This is a genomic window from Streptomyces sp. NPDC001832, assembly GCF_040297265.1.
Classification (GTDB): Bacteria; Actinomycetota; Actinomycetes; order Streptomycetales; family Streptomycetaceae; genus Streptomyces.
This window is the reverse complement of the sequence record NZ_JBEOYU010000009.1, coordinates 1-20,183: the sequence shown is the minus strand read 5'-3', so window position 1 is coordinate 20,183 and position 20,183 is coordinate 1. Positions and strand designations below refer to the sequence as shown.

19 protein-coding genes are annotated in these 20,183 nt (G+C 69.0%); 8 read left to right on the top strand and 11 right to left on the bottom strand.

Translation table 11 applies throughout. The features are described from left to right. Positions 1 to 19 precede the first annotated feature (19 nt). From ABT115_RS10075 to ABT115_RS10060, 4 genes are all read right to left on the bottom strand, one after another. Complete coding sequence (locus tag ABT115_RS10075; protein ID WP_351786280.1) at positions 20 to 712, bottom strand: formylglycine-generating enzyme family protein; 693 nt, start codon at positions 710 to 712, stop codon at positions 20 to 22. A 108-nt stretch (positions 713 to 820) separates the two neighbouring features. Next, positions 821 to 1,606 (bottom strand): SDR family oxidoreductase, encoded by a 786-nt coding sequence (locus tag ABT115_RS10070; protein WP_351786277.1) that lies wholly within the window; start codon positions 1,604 to 1,606, stop codon positions 821 to 823. Positions 1,607 to 1,710: 104 nt separating this feature from the next. Then, positions 1,711 to 2,250: a PadR family transcriptional regulator gene (locus ABT115_RS10065; protein WP_351786274.1), complete on the bottom strand. Its 540-nt coding sequence runs from the start codon at positions 2,248 to 2,250 to the stop codon at positions 1,711 to 1,713. Between the two features lie 89 nt (positions 2,251 to 2,339). Beyond that, on the bottom strand, positions 2,340 to 4,355 hold the full coding sequence (locus ABT115_RS10060) for an FAD-dependent oxidoreductase (protein ID WP_351786271.1): 2,016 nt from the start codon (positions 4,353 to 4,355) through the stop codon (positions 2,340 to 2,342). A gap of 236 nt (positions 4,356 to 4,591) precedes the next feature. Here ABT115_RS10060 and ABT115_RS10055 point away from each other — a divergent pair, with 236 nt between their 5' ends. Beyond that, positions 4,592 to 5,119, top strand: coding sequence for a DoxX family protein (locus ABT115_RS10055; protein ID WP_351786268.1), 528 nt, complete (start codon positions 4,592 to 4,594; stop codon positions 5,117 to 5,119). Positions 5,120 to 5,390: 271 nt separating this feature from the next. Here the strand turns inward: ABT115_RS10055 and ABT115_RS10050 are convergent, their stop codons facing one another. Further along, entirely contained in the window at positions 5,391 to 6,089 is a 699-nt protein-coding gene (locus tag ABT115_RS10050; protein ID WP_351786266.1) for an HAD family hydrolase, read from the bottom strand. A 547-nt stretch (positions 6,090 to 6,636) separates the two neighbouring features. Here ABT115_RS10050 and ABT115_RS10045 point away from each other — a divergent pair. Both ABT115_RS10045 and ABT115_RS10040 read left to right on the top strand, forming a co-directional pair. After that, positions 6,637 to 7,311: a ScbR family autoregulator-binding transcription factor gene (locus tag ABT115_RS10045; RefSeq protein ID WP_351786264.1), complete on the top strand. Its 675-nt coding sequence runs from the start codon at positions 6,637 to 6,639 to the stop codon at positions 7,309 to 7,311. A gap of 281 nt (positions 7,312 to 7,592) precedes the next feature. Beyond that, on the top strand, positions 7,593 to 7,877 hold the full coding sequence (locus ABT115_RS10040; protein ID WP_351786627.1) for an SHOCT domain-containing protein: 285 nt from the start codon (positions 7,593 to 7,595) through the stop codon (positions 7,875 to 7,877). A 304-nt stretch (positions 7,878 to 8,181) separates the two neighbouring features. Here the strand turns inward: ABT115_RS10040 and ABT115_RS10035 are convergent, their stop codons facing one another. Further along, positions 8,182 to 9,147: a DUF5996 family protein gene (locus ABT115_RS10035; RefSeq protein ID WP_351786261.1), complete on the bottom strand. Its 966-nt coding sequence runs from the start codon at positions 9,145 to 9,147 to the stop codon at positions 8,182 to 8,184. Positions 9,148 to 9,581: 434 nt separating this feature from the next. Between ABT115_RS10035 and panD the strand changes: the two genes are divergently transcribed. From panD to ABT115_RS10020, 3 genes are read left to right on the top strand one after another with little or no spacing between them, the layout of a single operon-like run. Beyond that, positions 9,582 to 10,007, top strand: a complete 426-nt coding sequence (panD, locus tag ABT115_RS10030; protein ID WP_351786258.1) for an aspartate 1-decarboxylase — start codon at positions 9,582 to 9,584, stop codon at positions 10,005 to 10,007. Between the two features lie 30 nt (positions 10,008 to 10,037). After that, positions 10,038 to 10,400 carry a GNAT family N-acetyltransferase gene (locus ABT115_RS10025; RefSeq protein WP_351786255.1) on the top strand — a complete coding sequence of 121 codons (363 nt, stop codon included), beginning with the start codon at positions 10,038 to 10,040 and terminating at the stop codon, positions 10,398 to 10,400. 10 nt (positions 10,401 to 10,410) lie between these two features. Next, on the top strand, positions 10,411 to 10,692 hold the full coding sequence (locus tag ABT115_RS10020) for a hypothetical protein (protein ID WP_351786252.1): 282 nt from the start codon (positions 10,411 to 10,413) through the stop codon (positions 10,690 to 10,692). Positions 10,693 to 11,104: 412 nt separating this feature from the next. On the opposite strand, the gene ABT115_RS10015 is transcribed toward ABT115_RS10020, so the two are convergent. The 3 genes from ABT115_RS10015 to gnd form a co-directional block, all read right to left on the bottom strand. Beyond that, a complete protein-coding gene (locus ABT115_RS10015; RefSeq protein ID WP_351786249.1) occupies positions 11,105 to 11,902 on the bottom strand; it encodes a family 1 encapsulin nanocompartment shell protein in 798 nt (265 codons plus the stop codon). Further along, the gene (locus ABT115_RS10010) at positions 11,899 to 12,969 is read right to left on the bottom strand and encodes a Dyp-type peroxidase (protein ID WP_351786247.1); all 1,071 of its coding nucleotides are present in this window, start codon (positions 12,967 to 12,969) and stop codon (positions 11,899 to 11,901) included. The genes ABT115_RS10015 and ABT115_RS10010 overlap by 4 nt, the downstream gene beginning before the upstream one ends. Before the next feature lie 296 nt (positions 12,970 to 13,265). Further along, positions 13,266 to 14,708 carry an NADP-dependent phosphogluconate dehydrogenase gene (gnd, locus tag ABT115_RS10005; RefSeq protein WP_351786244.1) on the bottom strand — a complete coding sequence of 481 codons (1,443 nt, stop codon included), beginning with the start codon at positions 14,706 to 14,708 and terminating at the stop codon, positions 13,266 to 13,268. A gap of 313 nt (positions 14,709 to 15,021) precedes the next feature. On the opposite strand from gnd, the gene ABT115_RS10000 reads away from it, so the two are divergent. After that, a complete protein-coding gene (locus tag ABT115_RS10000) occupies positions 15,022 to 16,338 on the top strand; it encodes a peptidoglycan DD-metalloendopeptidase family protein (protein ID WP_351786241.1) in 1,317 nt (438 codons plus the stop codon). A 24-nt stretch (positions 16,339 to 16,362) separates the two neighbouring features. Here ABT115_RS10000 and ABT115_RS09995 read toward each other — a convergent pair whose 3' ends face one another. Beyond that, positions 16,363 to 17,544 carry a DMT family transporter gene (locus ABT115_RS09995; RefSeq protein WP_351786238.1) on the bottom strand — a complete coding sequence of 394 codons (1,182 nt, stop codon included), beginning with the start codon at positions 17,542 to 17,544 and terminating at the stop codon, positions 16,363 to 16,365. A gap of 222 nt (positions 17,545 to 17,766) precedes the next feature. Beyond that, the gene (locus ABT115_RS09990) at positions 17,767 to 18,222 is read right to left on the bottom strand and encodes an ATP-binding protein (RefSeq protein ID WP_351786235.1); all 456 of its coding nucleotides are present in this window, start codon (positions 18,220 to 18,222) and stop codon (positions 17,767 to 17,769) included. A gap of 320 nt (positions 18,223 to 18,542) precedes the next feature. Between ABT115_RS09990 and ABT115_RS09985 the strand changes: the two genes are divergently transcribed. After that, positions 18,543 to 20,027: an SDR family NAD(P)-dependent oxidoreductase gene (locus tag ABT115_RS09985; protein WP_351786233.1), complete on the top strand. Its 1,485-nt coding sequence runs from the start codon at positions 18,543 to 18,545 to the stop codon at positions 20,025 to 20,027. Positions 20,028 to 20,183 lie beyond the last annotated feature (156 nt).

Genomic DNA, 20,183 nt, shown 5'->3' with positions numbered 1-20,183 from the left:
CGCGTTGCACGGCCCTGGCTCAGAGTGATCGAGCGAGCCGGAAGCCGAGGTCGTCGATACGAAAGGTCGGGTGACTCTTGCGGCGGCACGACGCACGGCATCCTCGGGGGTGATCGTATCCACCTCCGCCACGGAATACGCGGTACGGGCCGTAGACCCGGGGATCGTAGACGTCCCAGCACCACTCCCACACGTTGCCGATCATGTCGTGGAGGCCCCAGGCGTTCGGCGCCTTGGTCGCGACGTCGTGCACCTCGCCGCCGGAGTTCCCGCGGTACCAGGCGATCTCGTCCAGCTCTCCGTAGCGCGCACCAAAGGTCCCGGCCCTGCACGCGTACTCCCACTCCGCCTCGGACGGGAGCCGATAGCCGTCGGCCTGCCAGTCGCAGACCACGTCCTGTCCGTCGGGGTCGTCGCCGATCGAGTAGCAGGGTTCGAGTCCCGTCGCCTGCGAGAGAAGGTTGCAGAACCGAACGGCCTCCTTCCAGGAGACCTCGGTCACCGGTGTCCGCGGCCCTGCCGAACTCGCCGGCGCCTTGCCCAGAACGGCTCGGTACAGCTCGCGGGTCACGGGATACGGCGCCAGCCGGAAGGATCCGACCTCGACGTTCCAGTTCGTCTTCGTGCCTTCGTCACGCAGGGCGATCTCCCCGGCAGGGATGCTCCTCATGCCTGCGGCGATCTCCTGTCGGAGTGTCGATTCAGGGCTCATCGCAGCTCCTCATGCGCGTCGGCGTACAAGGCCGACGCACCGGCTGTCAGCGGCCCCGGAGGGCGGCTCATACGTCTGGACCTTCGAGCAAGTGACGATACAGAGGTCTCAGCAGTCCAGTCCGCCCTTCGAGGCGACGAACCTGGCCGGCACCTCGCCCCCGCCGTGCACCGCCAGATCGGCCCCACTGACGTACGGAGCCAGACCACCCGCCAGATACAGGCAGGCGCGTGCCACATCGTCCGGTACGGCCATCCGCCGCAACGGAATCACCGCGGCGACCGCGGCGCCGCCGTCCTCTCCGTACACCGGTGCGGCGCTCTCGGTGCGGATCAGCCCGGTCGTGATGTGGTTGACGCGCACCTTCGGCGCCCATTCGAGCGCCAGTGCCCGGGTCAGTGCGAGCAGTCCGGCCTTCGCCGCCGTGTAGGCGGCGGTGCCGGGCTGCGGGGTGTGCGCGGAGACGCTGCCGATGTTGATGACCGAGCCGCCCTCGCTCTGGCCCTGCATGATCCGGTTGGCGGCCTGCGCCACATAGAACGGGGCCAGCAGGTTGAGCGTGACGATCTTCTCGACGAACCGCGGCGAAACGGTGGCCGCGTCGGCGTCGGGTGAGCCGCCCGCGTTGTTGACGAGCACATCCAGCCGTCCGAACCGTTCCACCGCCGTGTCGACCAGCGCGGCGGCGGCCGCCGGGTCGCGGACATCGGTGGCGCGGAAGTGTGCCTGCCGGGCGCCACTTGCCGGCGGTTTTGGCGGTTCGTTGCGCCCGCAGACCAGTACATCCGCGCCGGCGGAGAGGAAGGCCTCGGCGATCGAGGCGCCGATACCCTTCGTGCCACCGGTGACGAGCACTGCCCGTCCCGTGAAGTCGATCGGATTGCCGATGTCCATGGTCCGCCTCTGCTGGGGCCGAAGTGCATGCTGATCGGTTCGGTAAAGTTACCAATCGTTTGTTTGGTGGAACAGTCACCGCCTGGGCCGAGCGGGAAACCCACCTACGAAATCGGTTCCTCGTCCGGGGCCAGTGCCCGCGTCAGCCAGCCGATCCAGAAGTTCTCCAGATCGATGCCGCCACGCAGAACCAGATGCCGCAGCCGGTCCTCCTCGGAGTTCCGCTCAGGCGGGAAGTCCCGTTCCTCGATCTCCAGGTACTCCGCCAGCTGCCGACGATGCAGCTCCAGATGGCGGCGCAGCTCCGCATCCAGACCGGGTGCCCCGACGACCGCCGCCGCACGCATCCGCAGCAGCAGCGGATCCCGGATCTGCTTGGGGTCCTCGGAGCGTGCCACCCATGCGGACAACGCCTCCCGGCCCGCGGGCAGCACCTCGTACTCCTTCTTCTGCCCACGGGCGGGCTGCTTCGACGGCAGCGCCCGGATCTGCCCGGCCTGTTCCAGCTTCCCCAGCTCGCGGTAGATCTGCTGGTGCGTGGCGGACCAGAAGTAGCCGATCGACCGGTCGAACCTGCGAGTCAGCTCCAACCCCGATGACGGCTTTTCGAGCAGGGCGGTGAGGATCGCATGCGGGAGTGACATGGGGTGCATCCTAAGGACGGCCGGGCAGTGGCCCCATGACGGAGGGGCCGGACCGGTCGGAAACCCCCGGGCGGGGGCTTCCGGATCCGTCACAGCGAAGCCGCGAGCTCCGTGCCCTGGCGGATCGCGCGCTTGGCATCCAGTTCGGCGGCCACATCGGCGCCGCCGATCACATGTGCCGTGCGGCCGGTGGCGAGCAGTTCCTCGAAGAGCTCGCGGCGCGGCTCCTGGCCCGCGCAGAGCACCACCGTGTCGACCGGCAGAAGGTGCTGTTCGCCGTTGACCGTGAGGTGCAGTCCGTCGTCGTCGATCCGGTCGTAGGCAGCGCCTGCGATCATCGTGACGCCGCGGTGCCGCAGCTCGGTGCGGTGGATCCACCCGGTCGTCCTGCCCAGTCCCGCACCGACCTTGCTGGTCTTGCGCTGGATCAGATGGACGGTGCGCGGCGCCTTCGGACGTTCCGGGGCGCAAAGACCGCCCCGGTCGCGGTAGTCGGTGTCGACGCCCCACTGCCGGAAGAACACCTCGGGGTCGAGGCTTGCCGCATCGCCCGAGTCCGTCAGGAACTCGGCGACGTCGAAGCCGATCCCGCCCGCCCCGATGATCGCGACCCGGTCGCCGACCTGAGCCCCGTCACGCAGGACATCGAGATAACTGACCACGCTGGGGTGGTCCAGGCCTGGTATCGCGGGGGAGCGGGGCGTTACACCGGTGGCGAGGACGACCTCGTCGAAGCCTTCGAGCACATCGGCCGTGGCCCATGTACCGAGCCGCAGCTCGACCTTCTCCTCCGCGAGCCGAGTACGGAAGTAGCGCAGCGTTTCGTTGAATTCCTCCTTGCCGGGAACCCTGCGCGCCACATTCAGCTGGCCGCCGATCTCCTCGTCAGCGTCGAAGAGCGTCACCTCGTGACCGCGCTCGGACGCCGCGACGGCGCATGCGAGCCCGGCGGGCCCGGCGCCGACGACCGCCACCCGCTTGACGGTGCGGGTCGGCGACAGAGTGAGCTCGGTCTCGTGGCAGGCCCGCGGATTGACCAGGCAGGAGGTGACCTGGCCACTGAAGATGTGGTCCAGGCAGGCCTGGTTGCAGCCGATGCAGGTGTTGATCGCGTCGGCGCGGCCCTCGGACGCCTTGACGACGAAGTCCGGGTCGGCGAGGAACGGCCGGGCCATCGACACCATGTCCGCCCGCCCCGAGGCGAGGATCTCCTCGGCGACCTCGGGCGTATTGATGCGGTTGCTCGTCACCAGCGGTACGGAGACGGCACCGCGCACCTTTTCGGTGATCCAGGTGTAGGCACCGCGTGGCACCGAGGTGGCGATGGTGGGGATACGGGCCTCATGCCAGCCGATGCCGGTGTTGATGATCGTCGCGCCGACGGCCTCGATCTCGCGGGCCAGCTGCACGACCTCCTCCAGCGAGGAACCGCCGGGCACGAGATCCAGCATCGAGAGCCGGTAGATCAGGATGAAATCGCTGCCGACCCGTTCGCGGACCCGGCGCACGATCTCGACGGGGAACCGGATGCGGTTCTTGTACGAGCCGCCCCAGCGGTCGGTGCGGTGATTGGTGGCGGCGGCGATGAATTCATTGATCAGATAGCCCTCGGAGCCCATGATCTCGACACCGTCGTACCCGGCACGCTGCGCGAGCTCGGCGGCCCTGGCGAAGTCTTCGACCGTCTCCTCGACCTCGTCGTCGTCAAGGGCGTGCGGAGTGAATGCGCTGATCGGTGCCTGGATAGCGCTCGGCGCAACCAGGTCGGGATGGTGTGCGTACCGGCCGAAATGCAGGATCTGCATGGCGATCCGGCCGCCCGCCCCATGCACGGCGGCGGTGACCCGCGCATGCTGCTCGGCCTCCGCCTCGGTGGTCATCTTGGCGCCGCCGGGGAGCGAGCAGGCGCGGGCGTTCGGAGCGATGCCGCCGGTGACCATCAGGCCGACGCCGCCCCGGGCGCGTTCCGCGTAGAAGGCGGCCATCCGGTCGAAGCCGCGCTCGACCTCCTCCAGACCGATATGCATCGACCCCATCAGCACCCGGTTGGGGAGGGTGGTGAACCCGAGGTCGAGCGGGCTCAGCAGATTCGGGTACGGGCTCATGAGGCGGCTCCTCGCGCAGTGTCGTTGCGCCAGTTGTAAACCACCGGTACCCCATTATGCAACAAGTTGCATAATGGGGTACGTCGCAGAGTCACGAGTGCGGTCGTCCCTCGGACGGCGTAACACCAGGACACGTCGGCGCCCCGGGCCACGGAGGGTGGAACCGTGGCGCCTGTCCGCCACGGCGCGGGTGGCGCGTCGAAGCCCACTGACCCCCGAAACTTGCGGAGACCTTCATGGCCTGCCTCGACCGGCGTGACCTCGGCCTGCTCGTCCTGCGCGTCGGTACCGGCGCGGTACTGACCGCGCACGGCACCCAGAAGCTGGCCGGCTGGTTCGGCGGCGGAGGCATCGAAGGAACCACCGCCGCGATGGAGGCCATGGGCTACCACCCGCCGAAGCACAGCGCGGTCGCCGCTGGGCTCGGCGAGGCGGGCGGCGGCGTACTGCTGGCCCTCGGCCTCGCCACCCCGGCGGCCGGTGCGGCCGCTGCCGGTGCGATGGCGGGCGCCGTGGCCGTCCACGCACCCGCCGGATTCTTCGCACAGCGCGGTGGCTACGAGTACCCGGCCTTCCTCGGCTTCACCGCTGCGGCGATCGGCCTGACCGGACCCGGCCGGTACTCCCTCGACCACGCCACCCGGCACGTCTTCAACCAGCCATGGATGGTTGCCCTTGCCTTCGCGGGCAGCGCGGTCGCGGTGGCGGCCGTCGTCGGCAAGCGAGCCAAGGGCCGGGCCACGGTCGACCCTGACACGACCTGACCATCCGGCAGGACAGGGACCGGACGGCACCCCAGGGAGGGAGCCGCCCGGTCCCGACCGGGCTGCTGCGTCGGTGAGGTCATCGAGGTGACGGAACCTCAGCAGCCGCATGCGTACGTCTGGACCGCGGGTGCGCCGGTGGCGCGGGGCTGCCGGGTCCCTACGCGAGCGCCAGGCCGACCAGTGTTCGTCTGGGCGCATCCACGCACGTGCGGACTGATGCGGGTGGGTGGGGAGGGTGCGCGCAGATCTCGACGAGGTGCCCGGCACCTCATTCGCGGGGTGGTTCTGCCCTGGCGATCCGGGTGATGGCCCAGGCCACCAGATCAGGATCACCCAGGGTGCTGACCCATAAATCGACCCGGTCCGCACCCCGTCCGGCCGGGCGGGGGCCGACCCCCAGCACACGCAGGCCGGCGCTTCGCGCCGAGTCGATACCGGTGACGGAGTCCTCCACCGCCAGTGCCTCCTGCGGCCGCACGCCGCAGAGATTCGCCGCGGCGGCATAGACGTCCGGATGGGGCTTGGGCCGCAGTGTGTCGCCCGCGACGACGATGTGGCCGAAGTGGCCCAGCAGCCCGGCCCGGTCCAGGCTGGACTCCACCATGTCCAGGGGGCAGTTGCTGGCAACCGCGAGTGGAAGGTGGCGGGCGGCCAGACGGACCAGCGCTGCCGCGCCCGGCATGGTGACAGGGTCTGCGGCGACCAACGCCATGAAGTGCTGGAGAAGCGAATGGGTCATATCGCCGGTGAGGTCAGGCTTTCCGGTCTCCTTGGCCATGAGGCTCCCGCACTCGGTGTAATGCACCCCCTTGGCTCGCTCGGCGAATCCGGCCGGAGGCTTGAGGCCGAACTCTCTGAAGACTCTGTTGCGTGCGTCCTGCCAGTGGCGTTCGGTGTCCATCAGGGTTCCGTCGCAATCGAACACGATAGCGGCCGGTGACCAGTCAAGGATGCGATGAGCTGTCATTTCTCTGCCGTTCTCGGAGTTTGCCGAACCCGCTCTGCCGACCGGTCATGCGAAGTCGGACTGCGGGAGAAATGCGCTCGACTGGAGACTGGGATGCCGAACGGTCTTCCTTGACCGCGCGCGAAGGTGGTCGATTCGCCTGCGTGGGGCCCATCGCTCAGGACATCAGCCGTCTCATTGGGTCGAGCCCGAAAACATCGTGGTCACTACGTTAATTTTGTGCGAATAAGGGCGCAATCACTACTTCGAGTGTTTGACGGGCAGGCCGGTCGCAGGCTAGACGCGAGGGGCGAGGCGGCCGGAGGGTGGCTGCGGAGCACCGTGAATCAGATCAACTGACTTGCTATGCACGTCAGTTGATACAACCGTGCCGTAGTGCGTGCCTGAGGGCAGACCCGTTCGCGGAGCTGTCGGGATGAGGTCGGAAATTTCACCGATGTCACCCACATGCATGCACGGTCGAAGAATAATAAAAGCTCAGCGGCCAGCGGTGCGGTGCCGCCAACGCGCGGGCGCACTACCTCCCTGCGCCGAACTCGTTGCATGAATGAACAAAGGTGGAACATACGTGCAAGACAGGGCGCGAGCGACCCGGAGATCCCTACTGGAAGCCGCAGCACAACTCTTTGTCGAGCAGGGATACGCGGGCACCAGCATCAACGACATAAGTGGCCGCTCCGGGAAGACCAGCGGAGCCATCTACTTTCACTACTCCAGCAAGGAAAAGCTCGCCCTCGCCGTCGTCAGTGAACAGTTCGCCGCATGGCCGCAATTGGCCCAGCACTACACAGCCCCGGACGTCCCACCGCTCGAGAAGCTCGTCGCTCTGAGCTTCGAAATCGCCAGAGTCCTGCGTGAGGACGTCGTAGCCCGCGCAGGTGCCCGCCTGTGGGCCGAGCGCCGAGGCATCGACGCGACCGTGCCCGCACCGTTTGACGCGTGGACCGCGGCCGTCACCCGGCTTCTCGCCGAGGCCCGGTCCAAGGGCGAACTCGCCGAGGGTATCGAGCCGTCGGGCACCGCCACGACACTCGTGTACGCGCTCTTCGGCCTGTACAGCCTCACCGACGAGGTGGCGGGGGAGCAGGAACTCGGGTCACGGCTGGACCAGTGGTGGCTCCTGGTCCTGAACGCACTGCAGGCGCGTCCCGACCCCGCCGCCCTGATCGCACGAGCGCGAGCACGGTTCCCCGTGAACGGTCCGCCTGCCTGGGCCGAGTGAGAACGCGCCTCACGCCGGATTCCGTCGCTGTCGCCTTCCCTCTCAAGGCAGGAGCCGGCGTGGCGGAGGTGCGGCCCGTCGTCGGTGAGGATCAGGTCGATGCCGACGAGAGGTGCTGTATCAGAGTGATGGTTCCCTGCTCCGTGTCATCACCGAGGTTGGCTGGGGGCTGAGGCCGTGCGACCCTTCGCTGCCAGACCCGCGGCGAGCGATGATGGATGGCGAAGCGGTTTGTCCCGTCAGTCCCCCCACGCGGGATGACCTGGGGAAGTGACGTGCAAATGATGTTCTGGTACAACCACGACATGAACGGCTGGGGCTGGCTCGCGCTAGCCATCAGCACGGTGCTGTTCTGGGCGTTGATCATCACCGTCGGCGTCCTGCTCTACCGAGCCCTGGCCCGCCCCACTCGGCCCAGCAGCGAGAACCCCACCTGGCAGAAGACGCCCCCGCCGGGCGGCCCTGAGCAGATCCTCGCCGAGCGGTATGCGCGCGGCGAGATCGACGAGGAGGAATACCGGCGCCGCCTGGCTACCCTTCGCGGCTCACCACCGGGCCCGACCTGAGCGGACCAAGCCCTGTGGAACCTGACTGGCGGTTCGTCAGGGAAGTGGGTGATCGGTGCATGGCGCCGCGCCGTCACCGGACGGAGCTGTGGGGTGCGTGTGCGGTCGAGCGTGAACGCGTGAACGGCGCCGACCGTCCCCGCTCGGTCAGTGACCGCTCCGGTCCGCCCTGGGCAGCCGGACTAGACGGAAGGCGCTGCCGAACCCGGGGCGGTTCAACAGCGCCTCCTGCCCCGTCCAGGCCAGCCGCCAGTCCAGCAGGTCACGCCCGCCTTCGGGCCGTCCGGCAGGGGGAGGCGATGGTTCATGGCCGAGGACGCCGCCCGGACCTATGTCCGTTCCAGCGGGCTGGATCCGCCTCCAGCGATGCCCGGTCCCATTTGCCCCGTGTGGCGGCGGCCTCGTAGGTGGTGTGCAGAAAGCCCAGCAGCGTCCGATCGGGTTCGCGGGCGGTGCGTACCGCCTCATATGGCAACAGGAACTGGCCGTTCTCCCGGCTGTAGAACGCCTCGGAGGGGGTGACAGGGCTCTCGGCGAATCCGTCGGGTTCGGGGTAGGCATAGGAGTAGAAGGCCCCCTCGTCACCGCCGCCGGGCCAGAAACCGCAACTGCTCAGCTCGCGTGAGTAGCCCTCCTCCATGACCCAGTCACCGCAGTTCGGCGCGCCACCGGGGTGGCGTGGGGCGCCGCGTCCGGAGAACCGGGTGCATGCAAGGTCCATGGCACCCCAGAAGAAGTGAACCGGACTGACCTTGCCTCCGAAATAGCTGCGGAACTCGCCCAGCACCCGGTTGGCCTGGAGAAGCTGGCGCCAGAACAGGTGCGCGGCATGCGGGTCGTACGTGTGGTGGGAGAAGTCCTCCGCGAACGGGACCGCCCGCTCGACCTCGTTGGGATGCCCCTGAATCGTGGTGGGGACACCCGTGTCCTCCAGGGCCTGCAGGACTCGGGCGTGGAAGTCCGCCACCGGCATGGACTCCAAGGCGATGCGTCGGGCGCCGCCGTCACTGGTGCGCAGACTCAGTTCGTGGTCGATGAAGTCGAACTCGATATCGAAGGCCCCCGCACCGTGGGGAACGGCCGAGGTGGTCAATCCCCGTGGGCTGACGTAGAGCGTCACCTGCCACCAGTGATTGAGCAGCGGGGCGTGTGCCAGTCGGACCTTTCCGACGATCTGTGTCCACATATGCAGTGTGTCGCGCGTCTCGGCCCACTCGGCAACCCGCAACCGCGGCCACTTCCCGGCTCCCGAGTGGGTTTCCGTCGTCACTATGGTTCCTCCGGAGCTTCGAATGTCCGCTGAAGACCGCGGCCCCCGCGAGGACCCGGACCAACGGACGATAGTCGCTTGCCCCATCGTCGTCCTGTCCGACGGCGTCGGCCATCTGAGCGACAGCCGTCACCGCGCTTGAGTCGGTGACGGCGTCACCCGCAGGGCTGCGGCGGGATCGACGGCACGCTCTACTGCGCCGACGGCAACGGGCCGACGACGCTGCGAACGGCCAGTTGGCGCCCTGACAGCTGTGAGGGCGGGCAAAGCTCTCTTGCAATTGCCTGACGGTGCGTCAGAAAGGTCAAAAGTGGTCAGTATGAGCTGAAAAACCTGGGGAACGCTGCCCGGACATGCGACTCGTTGTAGAGTAGGAAAATTCGCCCTTGACCTGCAAAAGCACAGGCAGGGAGCCTATGTCCAGGAGTACCTCGATGATGCGCACAATGTTCAAGTCCAAGATCCACCGTGCCACCGTGACCCAGGCCGACCTGCACTACGTCGGTTCCGTCACCGTTGATGCCGAGCTGATGGAAGCCGCTGATCTGCTGCCCGGTGAGCTGGTACACATCGTCGACATCGACAACGGTGCGCGCCTGGAGACGTACGTCATCGAGGGGGAACGAGGCTCGGGGGTCATCGGTATCAACGGCGCCGCCGCCCACCTCGTCCACCCCGGTGACCTGGTCATCCTCATCAGCTACGCCCAGGTCGACGACGCCGAGGTCCGCGGACTGACTCCGCGCATCGTGCACGTCGACGCCGGCAACCGTATCGTCGCGCTCGGCGCCGATGCCTCCGAGCCCGTACCCGGCGCCTCCACCGAACGGAGCCCGCACGCCGTCCCCACGGCGCGCTGACCCGGCTCCACCACCGAGGGAGCACCCGTCATGGCAGAACGGACCGGCCCGAGAGAACTCGACATCCGCGACGACCGCGCAAACGGCAAACTGCTCGCGTACGAAAACGACAAGGCCGCCGCCGGAGTCATCGCGTACTTCGTGATGGACGGTGACCCCGCCGCGCTCGTCGCCGTGCACACCGTCGTCGAACCCGGTCACGAGGGCAAGGGCATCGCGGGCGCCCTCGTCCAGGAGTTTTACGCCATGGCGGGCCGTGAGGGCGTCCCGGTCGTCCCGCTCTGCACGTACGCCGCGAAGTGGGCGCAGCGCCACCCCGACCAGGCTCCCGAAGCCCCTGCCGCACTGGTGGAGCAGGCGAAGACGCAGCTCAAGTCCCACCCTGAACTGTAGTGAGAAGCTGTTGGCCGGGCGGTTGAACTGTTCGGCCGATGACGCTTGCCCTGCTGCGGCGCTCACCGACGCTGCTTCGGCTCCGACGCCGGCGCTGCTCGCCGAGGAGGCGGGGGAGCGCCAGGCCGATGCCCGTACGGTCGTGGTCGACGGCGCCTGGGGTGTTTCGAGGCCGGTGACCGCGGGGCTGGCGCAGGCGTCCATGGCCGATGCGGTCACCCGTACGGCCACCCCGATCCCGGTGCTCTCCAGCCCACGGCCGGGCCTCGCCGCCGCGGCCGCCGCACGCTGACCTGCTGTTCGCGTTCAGGACCCGCGCGGATCATTCGGAACCTGTGGGTATGGACTCACCGGGCGCGGAGAGCCGCCCCGGGGGACGGTGGAAGGAGATCCACCCCGAACCGCTCGGAGGCCTCCGATGACCAATCCGTACCCCGACCCCGTGCCACCGGCGCCCACCCCGGGACCGATGCCGGGGCCTCCGGCGCCGCTGCCGGAGCCGCCGCCTCCGCCGCCCGGTCCCGTCCCGCCCGGCCCGTCACCGGATCCGATTCCGCAGCCGCCCACACCCGAGCCGCCGCCTCCGCCGCCCGGTCCCGTCCCGCCCGGCCCGTCACCGGATCCGATTCCGCAGCCGCCCACACCCGAGCCGCCGCCCGCACCGGAGCCGTCACCCCGGCCGGCCGGCCACGGCCGTCAGTTCCTCAGGCGATGATCGGGACCACGGCCTCGGGCGTCAGCATCCGGAAGGTGAACGCCTGATGGAAGTAGAGCCGGATGTTGGTCGCGTCGTGGTCCCGATAGCCGATCGACAGGTCCTGACCCAGGCGCAGTTCGAAGTCGCCGCCACGGGTGGACAGCAGCACTCCGCCCGTGACGGCGGGCGCCCACAGGATCTGGTCGTCGAGCAGCCGGGCCAGATGGGTGGCCACCGGGTATCCGTGGTCGGAGGTCTCGGTCGCCTCGGTGAAGGCATCGGCACCGAGCAGCAGCCGGTACGGCCCGTCGACACCGGCCAGCCGCAGTCGGGTCAGTGCCTGGCTGACAGCGGCCGGGTAGTCGCGGGCGTCGGCAGGCAGCGGCAGCGGTGAGTGCGAGGAGCCGTCCCGGAGTCCGGTGATCCCGGCCGACGCGTACCCGTCGATGATCGACATGTCCTCGGCGAACGCACAGGTGCGGGCCGCTTCCTTGACGGGCTGCCAGTCGCTGTCTTCGGAACCGCGCTCGACATCGTCCACGGCCGACCGGGTCACCGTGAACGGCACCCGCCACTCGATGACGGGCACCGAGGTACGGGCCCGGGCGATCACGTCCGGCGTGGGTGGATCGATCTCACGCAGATGACCGTCGCCGATGGCCGCCAGCTCGGGGCCGTCCGGGCCGGTGACATCGACGACACGGCGGCCCGCCAGATGGCGGCTGAAGGTACGCCGGGCCTCTTCTTCGATCTGGTCCCAGGCGGCTTCAGTGACAGGGGCGAGTTCGCGGTGGAGGTTGTTCATCGCTGGGCGCTTTCTTGCAGGCTGCCGATGTGCAGCGAACCGTCGGCCGAACGGACCGGCACCGGGGCCTGTGCCACTGTCGACGCGGACGCCGGCTCCGGCAGGGCCTCGGTATCGGCGGGCGACGGCGGCGGGGCGTCGAAGAAGTCGGCGCTGGGGGCGTAGAAGAGCGTGCCAGTGACCGCCGTCGAGAAGTCGAGGATGCGGTCGTACGAACCAGGCGGACTGCCGAGGAACATATTGCGGAGCATCTGCTCGGTCACGCCCGGATCGGCGGCGTAACCGATGAAGTAGGTGCCGAACTCGCCCTGTCCGAAGCTGCCGAACGGCATATTGGCCCGCAGGATCTCGCGCGACGTGCCGTCCGGTTCGGTGATCGTAGTGAGGGCGACATGCGAGTCTGCGGGCTTGACGTTGTCGGAGAGCTCGATGTCGGTGAACTTCGTACGGCCGATGACCCGCTCCTGCGCCTCGGTGCTCAGCGTGTTCCAGGACGCGAGGTCGTGCAGATACTTCTGCACGATGACATAGCTGCCACCCGCGAACCCCGGATCCTCGGCGCCGACCAGGGCCGCCGACCGTGCACCCGCCCCCACCGGGTTCTCGGTGCCGTCGACGAAGCCGAGCAGATCCCGCTGGTCGAAGTAGCGGAACCCCTGTGTCTCGTCGACGACCTTCACCGCCCCGCCGAGCCGGCCGAGGAGCTGGGCCGCCCACTCATAACAGGCGTCCATCCGCTCCGCCCGGATATGGAACAGCAGATCCCCCGGGGTGGCGGGCGCATGGTGGCGGGCACCGTGCAGTTCCTGGAACGGGTGGAGCCCGGCCGGCCGCGGCCCTGCGAACAGCCGGTCCCAGGCGGCGGACCCGAAGGCGGTCACAGGGGCCAGGCCGGCGCCCGGGAACCGGAATCCGATGGAGCGGGTGATCGCCGCCAGATCCGGCAGCACCTCGCGTACCACGGGCTCACCGCCGGGCTCGATCGTGGCGACCAGGATCAGGGCGGCGTTGGTCAGCGGCGCGACAACGGGCTGGGCCGCGACCTGTTCCGCGGTGGCGTCGGGCATGCGGGGGCTCCATGGGGCGTCGACGGTACGGAACGACCGCGGGCCAACGGTGCGGAACGACCGCGGGCTTGCGGTACGGGGTAACAACTGGGCTCGGTGCTACTTATCCATACCTGCGACGGGGCCGCACCCCGGGTCACCCGACCGGGCGACCGCGCGGGGGCAGGCCGGTTTCGCGGGCACTGCACAGTGGCTGCACCAGGACTGCCTGGTCGAGATCAGTGCCAGAACGTGGCGAGTGTGTCTCGCACGCCGTACCTGCCGAAGCCGCGGGGCGGGCGCCGGCGTCCGCCGCGTCACCCCACTTCGACCTCCGAACGGTCGCCGCTCCAGAGGGTGTGGAAGGAGCCCTCGCGGTCCGTACGCCGGTATCTGTGCGCGCCGAAGAAGTCGCGCTGCCCCTGGGTGAGCGCCGCGGGCAGCCGGTCCGCGCGCAGTCCGTCGTAGTACGAGAGCGCGGCTGCGAACCCGGGCGTCGGCACCCCCTGCCGTACCGCCTCGGCGACCACCGTGCGCCAGTCGTCCTGTGCCGCACCGATCTCCTCGGCGAACTGCTTGTCCGAGAGCAGGCTCAGCAGGTCGGGGCGGGTCTCGTAAGCCGCCCGGATCCGGTCCAGGAACACGGCCCTGATGATGCATCCGGCCCGCCAGATCGCCGCCACCGCGCCGAGGTCGATGTTCCAGTCGTACGCCTCGCTGCCCGCCCGGAGCTGGTGGAACCCCTGCGTGTACGAGACGATCTTGGACGCGTACAGCGCCTGCTCCACCCGGTCGGCGAAGGCCGCAGCCTCCGCCCCGCCGAGCGCCGTGGGCGACGGGCCCGCCAGGCGCTGCGCCGCCTCGCGCAGATCCGCATGGCCGGACAGCGAGCGGGCGAAGACGGCCTCCGCGATACCGGAGACGGGCACCCCCAGATCCAGCGCGATCTGCACCGTCCAGCGGCCTGTTCCCTTCTGTTCTGCCCGGTCCTGCACGATGTCGACGAAGGGCTTTCCGGTGGCCGCGTCGGTGTGGGCGAGGACCTCCGCCGTGATCTCGATCAGATACGAGTCCAGGCGGCCGGTGTTCCAGCTGCGGAATGTCTCGGCGATCTTCGCGGGGGAGTAGCCCGCTACGCCACGCAGCAGGTCGTACGCCTCCGCGATCAGCTGCATGTCCGCGTACTCGATGCCGTTGTGGACCATCTTCACGAAGTGCCCGGCACCGTCGGGGCCGATGTGGGTGGTGCACGGGGTGCCGTCCTTCGCCTTGGCGGCGATCTTCTCCAGCAGCGGCCCCAGCGATTCGTACGACCGGGACGAGCCGCCCGGCATGATGCTTGGCCCGTTCAGCGCACCCTCCTCGCCGCCTGAGATGCCGACGCCCACGAAGTGAATGCCGCGTTCGCGCAGTTCCTTCTCGCGGCGGCGAGTGTCCTCGAAATGTGCGTTGCCACCGTCGATGATGACGTCGCCCTCTTCGAGGAGCGGGGTGAACTCCTGGATCACGGCGTCCGTCGGATCGCCCGCCTTCACCATGATGACCAGCCGGCGCGGACGTTCCAGCGCCGCCACGAACTCCTCCGGCGTGTGCGCGGCAATGAAGGAACCCTCGTGGCCGAACTCCTTGATCAGGGCGTCCGTCTTTGCGGTCGTTCGGTTGTGCGCGGCGACCGTGAAGCCGTTGCGGGCGAAGTTACGAGCGAGATTGCGGCCCATGACCGCGAGTCCTGTGACGCCGATCTGCGCAGTGCCGCTCATCTGTGTGCTCTGCAATCTGTGTGGGGATGCCGGGATCTTCAGTATGGATACGGGGTGCGGGAACGGCCTGTTCAGCATGGGCCGTATGGACTCGCCCATGCTCATCAGGAAAGTACCTGGAGGGTCCAGGTAGCGCCGCACTGGCCGCGTTTCCCCACGCCTACCGGCCCCTACCGGCCCCGAACCTCGGGCGGCGGTGTCCCCTGGGCCGCTCGTGACGGGTGAGCCGCTATCGCTCTCTTGTCATCGCCCTTTGTCTGCCAATAAGTTGGGCGCTTGCGACGTGTCCTACTGGTAGTGGGGGAACCAAGTCATGGCCGCAAGCGGACGGCACCGCAGATATCAGCCCAGCAGGCTCAACCGTGCCTCGCTCACGGTGACCGTCGGCGGTGCGGGCATTGCGCTCCCGCTCATCGCGGCCGCGCCAGCAGGCGCCGCCTCGACGAATGTCTGGGAGAAGGTAGCTGCCTGCGAGTCTGCCGGCAACTGGCACGTCAACAGCGGCAACGGCCACTTCGGTGGCCTGCAGTTCACCCGGTCTACATGGGTGGCCTACGGCGGCACGGTCTACGCCCCGCGCGCCGATCTGGCCACCAAGGACCAGCAGATAGCCATCGCGGAGAAGGTGCTCGAGGGACAGGGGCCCGGCGCCTGGCCGGGTTGCTCGACACGGGCGGGGCTGACCAGCGGCGGGGAAGCCCCCGGCACCAACCCGCAGTCGCAGCGGACCAGCCAGGTACAAGCGCCCGGGAAGGCCGCAGCAGGGAAGCCGGAGACGAAGCAGACGTCCACGCCCACCAAGCCGACCACCGTGCCCGGCCAGCGCGAGTCGTACACCGTGGCCAGCGGTGACTCGCTCTCCGCGATCGCGGCGGCCGAGCATGTCCGGGGTGGCTGGCAGCACCTGTACGAGGCAAACCGCACGGTCGTGGGGGACGATCCGGACCTCATCTTTCCAGGACAGCGCCTGAGCCTCGATGTGGCCCAGGCACCGAAGACGGGTTCCAAGGCGGGCTCGACGGCGACCGCGAAGCCCAAGACCGCACCGCGTCAGATGGCCAAGCCGCAGCGCCAGATCACCAAGCCGCAGCAGCACTCGGCAACGTCGCAACACCAAACGGCGAAGCCCCAACACCAAACAGCGAAGTCCCAACACCAGACCACCAAGCCGAAGCAACACCCGAAGAAGGCCGAGAGCCCCAAATCGCAGCGGGCAGAGAGGCAATCCGACGGCCTCGTCGCGCCGGTTGCGGTGGGTATCGGTACCCCGTACCACCAGGCCGGTTCCTGGGCCAGTGGCCATCACACCGGTGTCGATTTCCCCGTCCCGACCGGCACTTCGGTGCGGGCGGTCAGCTCCGGTACGGTCGTATCGGCGGGCTGGGCGGGGGCGTACGGATACCAGATCGTCATCCGGCACCGCGACGGCAAGTACAGCCAGTACGCGCATCTGTCCGCGCTTCATGTGCGTGAGGGCCGGCATGTCTCCGCAGGCCAGCGGATTGCGCGCTCCGGCTCGACCGGGAACGTCACCGGCCCGCATCTGCACTTCGAGATTCGCACCGGCCCCGGTTACGGTTCGGACATCGACCCGCTGGCCTACCTCAGGGCGGGCGGCGTCAGCGTCTGAACGGACCCCTGGGGCCCGGCTGTGTCAGCCGGCGCGGCAGGCCCTGCGGTCGCGGCCGCTTTGCCGTGCTGCGGTGCCGTTGTGCGACGACCGCCCGGGCCCGAACTCCATCTGCCCGATCCGACGCTCCAGCGGCATCATCACAGGCAGCGCAGGGGCTGCCGAGAACGTTTCCGCGATGGCTTCGACAGTCCCGGCAGGCGTCGACGCTGCGGGCTCGGAATGAACGACGATCGTCCGCGTCTCAGCCGGCTGGGCCAGACTCAACGCCGGTTCCGCAGCCCCTTCGCCGCTGGGCTCCGTGTCCGAGCGCTCCGCGTCCGTCCCGTTGCCCGGAGCGTGCGGGTACGCGACCCCGACCGGCTGCCCGGCGCGGAGCTCCGCGCCCAGCCGCTCTGTCGTGAGGAGGATCAGCCCGCCCGCGGCGACCACCCCGCAGGCCAGCGCGAGCATGGTGCCCGCCGTACCGTGCCGGAACTGCTCATCGAACAGGGTGATGCCGACAGTCGCGGCTATCACCGGGTTCACCACGGTCACCGTGGCCAGCGGTGCGGTCAGCCCGGCGCCCCGGTACGCGGCCTGGGAGAGCAGCAGCCCGGCGGCCGCGAAAGCGACTATCGCCAGCAGCGCCAGCATTCCGGCCCCTGCCGCACCGGAGGCCCACTGCACGGCCACCGTCTTCGTGAACACCGAGGCGATACCGAAGGCGACGCCCGCGGCCCCGGCCAGTAACACGCTCCTTACTACCGGCCGGTGCAAGCCTGTGGAGATCAGGAAGAGCGCCGCGACCGCGCCGAGTGTCAGGCCGGCGAGCATCAGTTGATCCGGGCCGCTCAGGGCGTGCGACTCGGCGTTCCCGGTGAGCGCGAGCAGGCCTGCCAGACCGACGGTCGCCATGATCGCACCGCGCCATGCGGTGGCACCTGCCCGGCGGCGTACGAAAAGTGCCGCCATCGGCAGGGCGAAGACGATGGTCAGCGCACCGAGCGGCTGGACGAGACTGAGCGGACCGTAGGCCAGTGCCACGACATGCAGCACCGCGCCCGAGCCGTTCAGTGCCACGGCGGCCCACCAGACACGGTTGCGTAAGGGTGCGAGCGAGCGGTCGTCTCCAGTCGTGGCCACGCGCTCCTGGATGATGGCCCCGGCCGCGTAGGCGATCGCGGAGACCAGTGACAGAAGCACGGACAGCGCAAGAGAACTCATGTACACCACGATGTCGCTTCGAAGCGGCCGCGTCGTCGTCCCTCAGGCGGCAATCCTGCGTACTGCTTTCGTAGTACGGGAGTGGTCCCAGGGTCCTCCTGCCGACGGTAGTCCTCCCTCCGGAGGGCCTCGGAGGGATCCCCGGGGGGCGCGGACGCCACGCCCGCTCTGGGCCGGTCGACCGTGGGTGTGGGGCAGGAGGTGTCCCGCCCGCCCCACAGCTCAGCTGCTCAGCTCGAACTCGGCCCGGATGCGCTTGCCCACCGGCACGCGTTCGGCGGTCAGCCGGTCGCACAGCGCCACCACGATCTCCATGCCGTGGCCGCCGGGGCGCGTCGGGTCGGGTGAGGAGAACAGCGGCAGGGCCGTGCTGCTGTCGTACACCGTGACGCTGACGCGCTCAGCAGTGCCCTCCAACTCCAGGAGATACGGGCCCTGGCTGTACCGGTCCGCATTGGTGACCAGCTCACTCACGGCCAGCAGCAGATCGCTGCGGGTGTGCTCACCGAACACGGCGGGCCACTCGGCGGCCAGCCGGACCAGAAAGCGGTCGGCCAGGGCCCGGGCCTGCGCGATGCAGCCGGGCTCGCCGTCGAACACCTCGGCGCTGTGCAATACCTCCGTGAGCCGGTCTCCACAGGGGCGGTCGACCGGGCGCGAAGTGACCTGTTCGTTCATGTGCTCCAGCCCGGGCGACGCAGGGTGTTCGGTGACAGCTGCTCGACGTTCGCCTACCCGCGACGAACGAACCCACTCCGGGGAAATCCCGGCAGTTCTCAGCCACGGCCGGCCGCAGCGAAGCATAGATCACCGAAGCGCGGCGGAGCCGTCGGGGCGCAGTCATGCACACACACGCGCCCGCGAACCGCGACGAACACCCGAAAGGTCATTCGAACGGAGCAGTGTCCGGTGCATGGCAGACTTGATCGGGGCGTTCGGCCCGGCAGGACCAGTCACGGCGGTCGGCGCCAACAGAGACAAGTGACAGAGGAACGGCAATGACGGTGACAGAGGACAGCTTGGAGCTTGCTCCCGGCACTGAGGAGTTCGGCCCGGGTATCGACCCGGAGCGGCTGGCCGTCTGCCTGAGCGTGCTCGACGAACTCGACAGCATCGAGGTCGACCACCCCGACGCCATCGCCGTGCGCCGAGCCACGGCCGGGATCTACCGGACCGTGAAGCAGCGCCGCCGTCAGGAGCGCCGAGCCGCCAAGACCGCGCACGACAAGGCCGTCACCGAGGCCACCGCGACCGGCTCGGCCGACCGTATCGACGACGAGACCCAGGGTGTCCTGCCGTCGTCCTCGGCCAAGGCCGAGATCGCGGGTGTCCTCCAGCGCCCCCGGTCCTGCTACATCTGCAAGGCCCGGTACGTCGAGGTGGACGCGTTCTACCACCAGCTCTGCCAGCCGTGCGCCACGGCGAACCGGGCGCGCCGCGACGCGCGGACCGACCTCACCGGCCGGCGCGCGCTCCTCACCGGCGGCCGCGCGAAGATCGGCATGTACATCGCGCTGCGGCTGCTGCGCGACGGTGCGCACACCACGATCACCACCCGGTTCCCCAACGACGCGATCCGCCGCTTCAAGGCGATGCCCGACAGCGACGAGTGGATCCACCGTCTGAAGATCGTCGGCATCGATCTGCGCGATCCCGCCCAGGTCGTCGCGCTCGCCGACTCGGTCGCGGCCGAGGGCCCGCTGGACATTCTGATCAACAATGCGGCGCAGACCGTGCGCCGCTCCGCGCACGCGTACAGCGAACTGGTCAACGCCGAGTCGGCCCCGCTCCCTGCGGGTGAGCTGCCCGCGGCCGAGGTCATCGGCACCTTCGGTAGCGGCACCGTCGACCGTGTCGCGGCCCTCCCGGCCGCCCGCAAGGAAGGCCTGAGCGCGCAGGACGTCACCGAGCTCGCCCTGGTCACCGGGTCCGCCTCCCTGGAGCGGATCGCCGCCGGAACGGCGATCGACGCGGGCGGTCTCGTACCCGATCTGCATGACACCAACAGCTGGATCCAGACCGTCGAAGAGGTCGGACCGATCGAGCTGCTGGAAGTCCAGCTCTGCAACTCCACCGCGCCGTTCATCCTGATCAGCCGGCTCCGCCCGGCGATGGCGGCGACCGCCGCCAAGCGCGCCTATGTGGTCAACGTCTCCGCGATGGAGGGCGTGTTCAGCCGTGGCTACAAGGGTGCGGGCCACCCGCACACCAACATGGCCAAGGCCGCGCTGAACATGCTCACGCGCACCAGCGCCCAGGAGATGTTCGAGAAGGACGGCATCCTGATGACCGCCGTCGACACCGGCTGGATCACCGACGAGCGCCCGCACCCCGACAAGATCCGCCTCGCCGAAGAGGGCTTCCACGCTCCGCTCGACCTGGTGGACGGCGCCGCCCGCGTCTACGACCCGATCGTGCGCGGCGAGGAGGGCGAGGACCTGTACGGCTGCTTCCTCAAGGACTACGCGCCCGCCAACTGGTAAGGGCTGTCCCGTAATCCCCGGCGGGCGCGCGACGACAGCTGCGGCACCTCGCGGCGTTGTCGGGACGTCCGCATACATCCAGTATGCGGACGTCCCTCCGCCTTGCGATGCACCGCATCTGACGCCGCGCGCTGATCCACCGGGGATTACGGGACA

Bases quoted from the DNA above. Each gene is read 5' to 3' on its own strand.
- ABT115_RS10050 (WP_351786266.1), bottom strand. From the start codon at position 6,089: ATGACAGCTCATCGCATCCTTGACTGGTCACCGGCCGCTATCGTGTTC.
- ABT115_RS09995 (WP_351786238.1), bottom strand. From the start codon at position 17,544: ATGAGTTCTCTTGCGCTGTCCGTGCTTCTGTCACTGGTCTCCGCGATC.
- panD (WP_351786258.1), top strand. From the start codon at position 9,582: ATGATGCGCACAATGTTCAAGTCCAAGATCCACCGTGCCACCGTGACC.
- ABT115_RS10010 (WP_351786247.1), bottom strand. From the start codon at position 12,969: ATGCCCGACGCCACCGCGGAACAGGTCGCGGCCCAGCCCGTTGTCGCG.
- ABT115_RS10075 (WP_351786280.1), bottom strand. From the start codon at position 712: ATGAGCCCTGAATCGACACTCCGACAGGAGATCGCCGCAGGCATGAGG.
- ABT115_RS10000 (WP_351786241.1), top strand. From the start codon at position 15,022: ATGGCCGCAAGCGGACGGCACCGCAGATATCAGCCCAGCAGGCTCAAC.
- gnd (WP_351786244.1), bottom strand. From the start codon at position 14,708: ATGAGCGGCACTGCGCAGATCGGCGTCACAGGACTCGCGGTCATGGGC.
- ABT115_RS10070 (WP_351786277.1), bottom strand. From the start codon at position 1,606: ATGGACATCGGCAATCCGATCGACTTCACGGGACGGGCAGTGCTCGTC.
- ABT115_RS10045 (WP_351786264.1), top strand. From the start codon at position 6,637: ATGAACAAAGGTGGAACATACGTGCAAGACAGGGCGCGAGCGACCCGG.
- ABT115_RS10015 (WP_351786249.1), bottom strand. From the start codon at position 11,902: ATGAACAACCTCCACCGCGAACTCGCCCCTGTCACTGAAGCCGCCTGG.
- ABT115_RS10065 (WP_351786274.1), bottom strand. From the start codon at position 2,250: ATGTCACTCCCGCATGCGATCCTCACCGCCCTGCTCGAAAAGCCGTCA.
- ABT115_RS10060 (WP_351786271.1), bottom strand. From the start codon at position 4,355: ATGAGCCCGTACCCGAATCTGCTGAGCCCGCTCGACCTCGGGTTCACC.
- ABT115_RS10055 (WP_351786268.1), top strand. From the start codon at position 4,592: ATGGCCTGCCTCGACCGGCGTGACCTCGGCCTGCTCGTCCTGCGCGTC.
- ABT115_RS10040 (WP_351786627.1), top strand. From the start codon at position 7,593: ATGATGTTCTGGTACAACCACGACATGAACGGCTGGGGCTGGCTCGCG.
- ABT115_RS09985 (WP_351786233.1), top strand. From the start codon at position 18,543: ATGACGGTGACAGAGGACAGCTTGGAGCTTGCTCCCGGCACTGAGGAG.
- ABT115_RS09990 (WP_351786235.1), bottom strand. From the start codon at position 18,222: ATGAACGAACAGGTCACTTCGCGCCCGGTCGACCGCCCCTGTGGAGAC.
- ABT115_RS10025 (WP_351786255.1), top strand. From the start codon at position 10,038: ATGGCAGAACGGACCGGCCCGAGAGAACTCGACATCCGCGACGACCGC.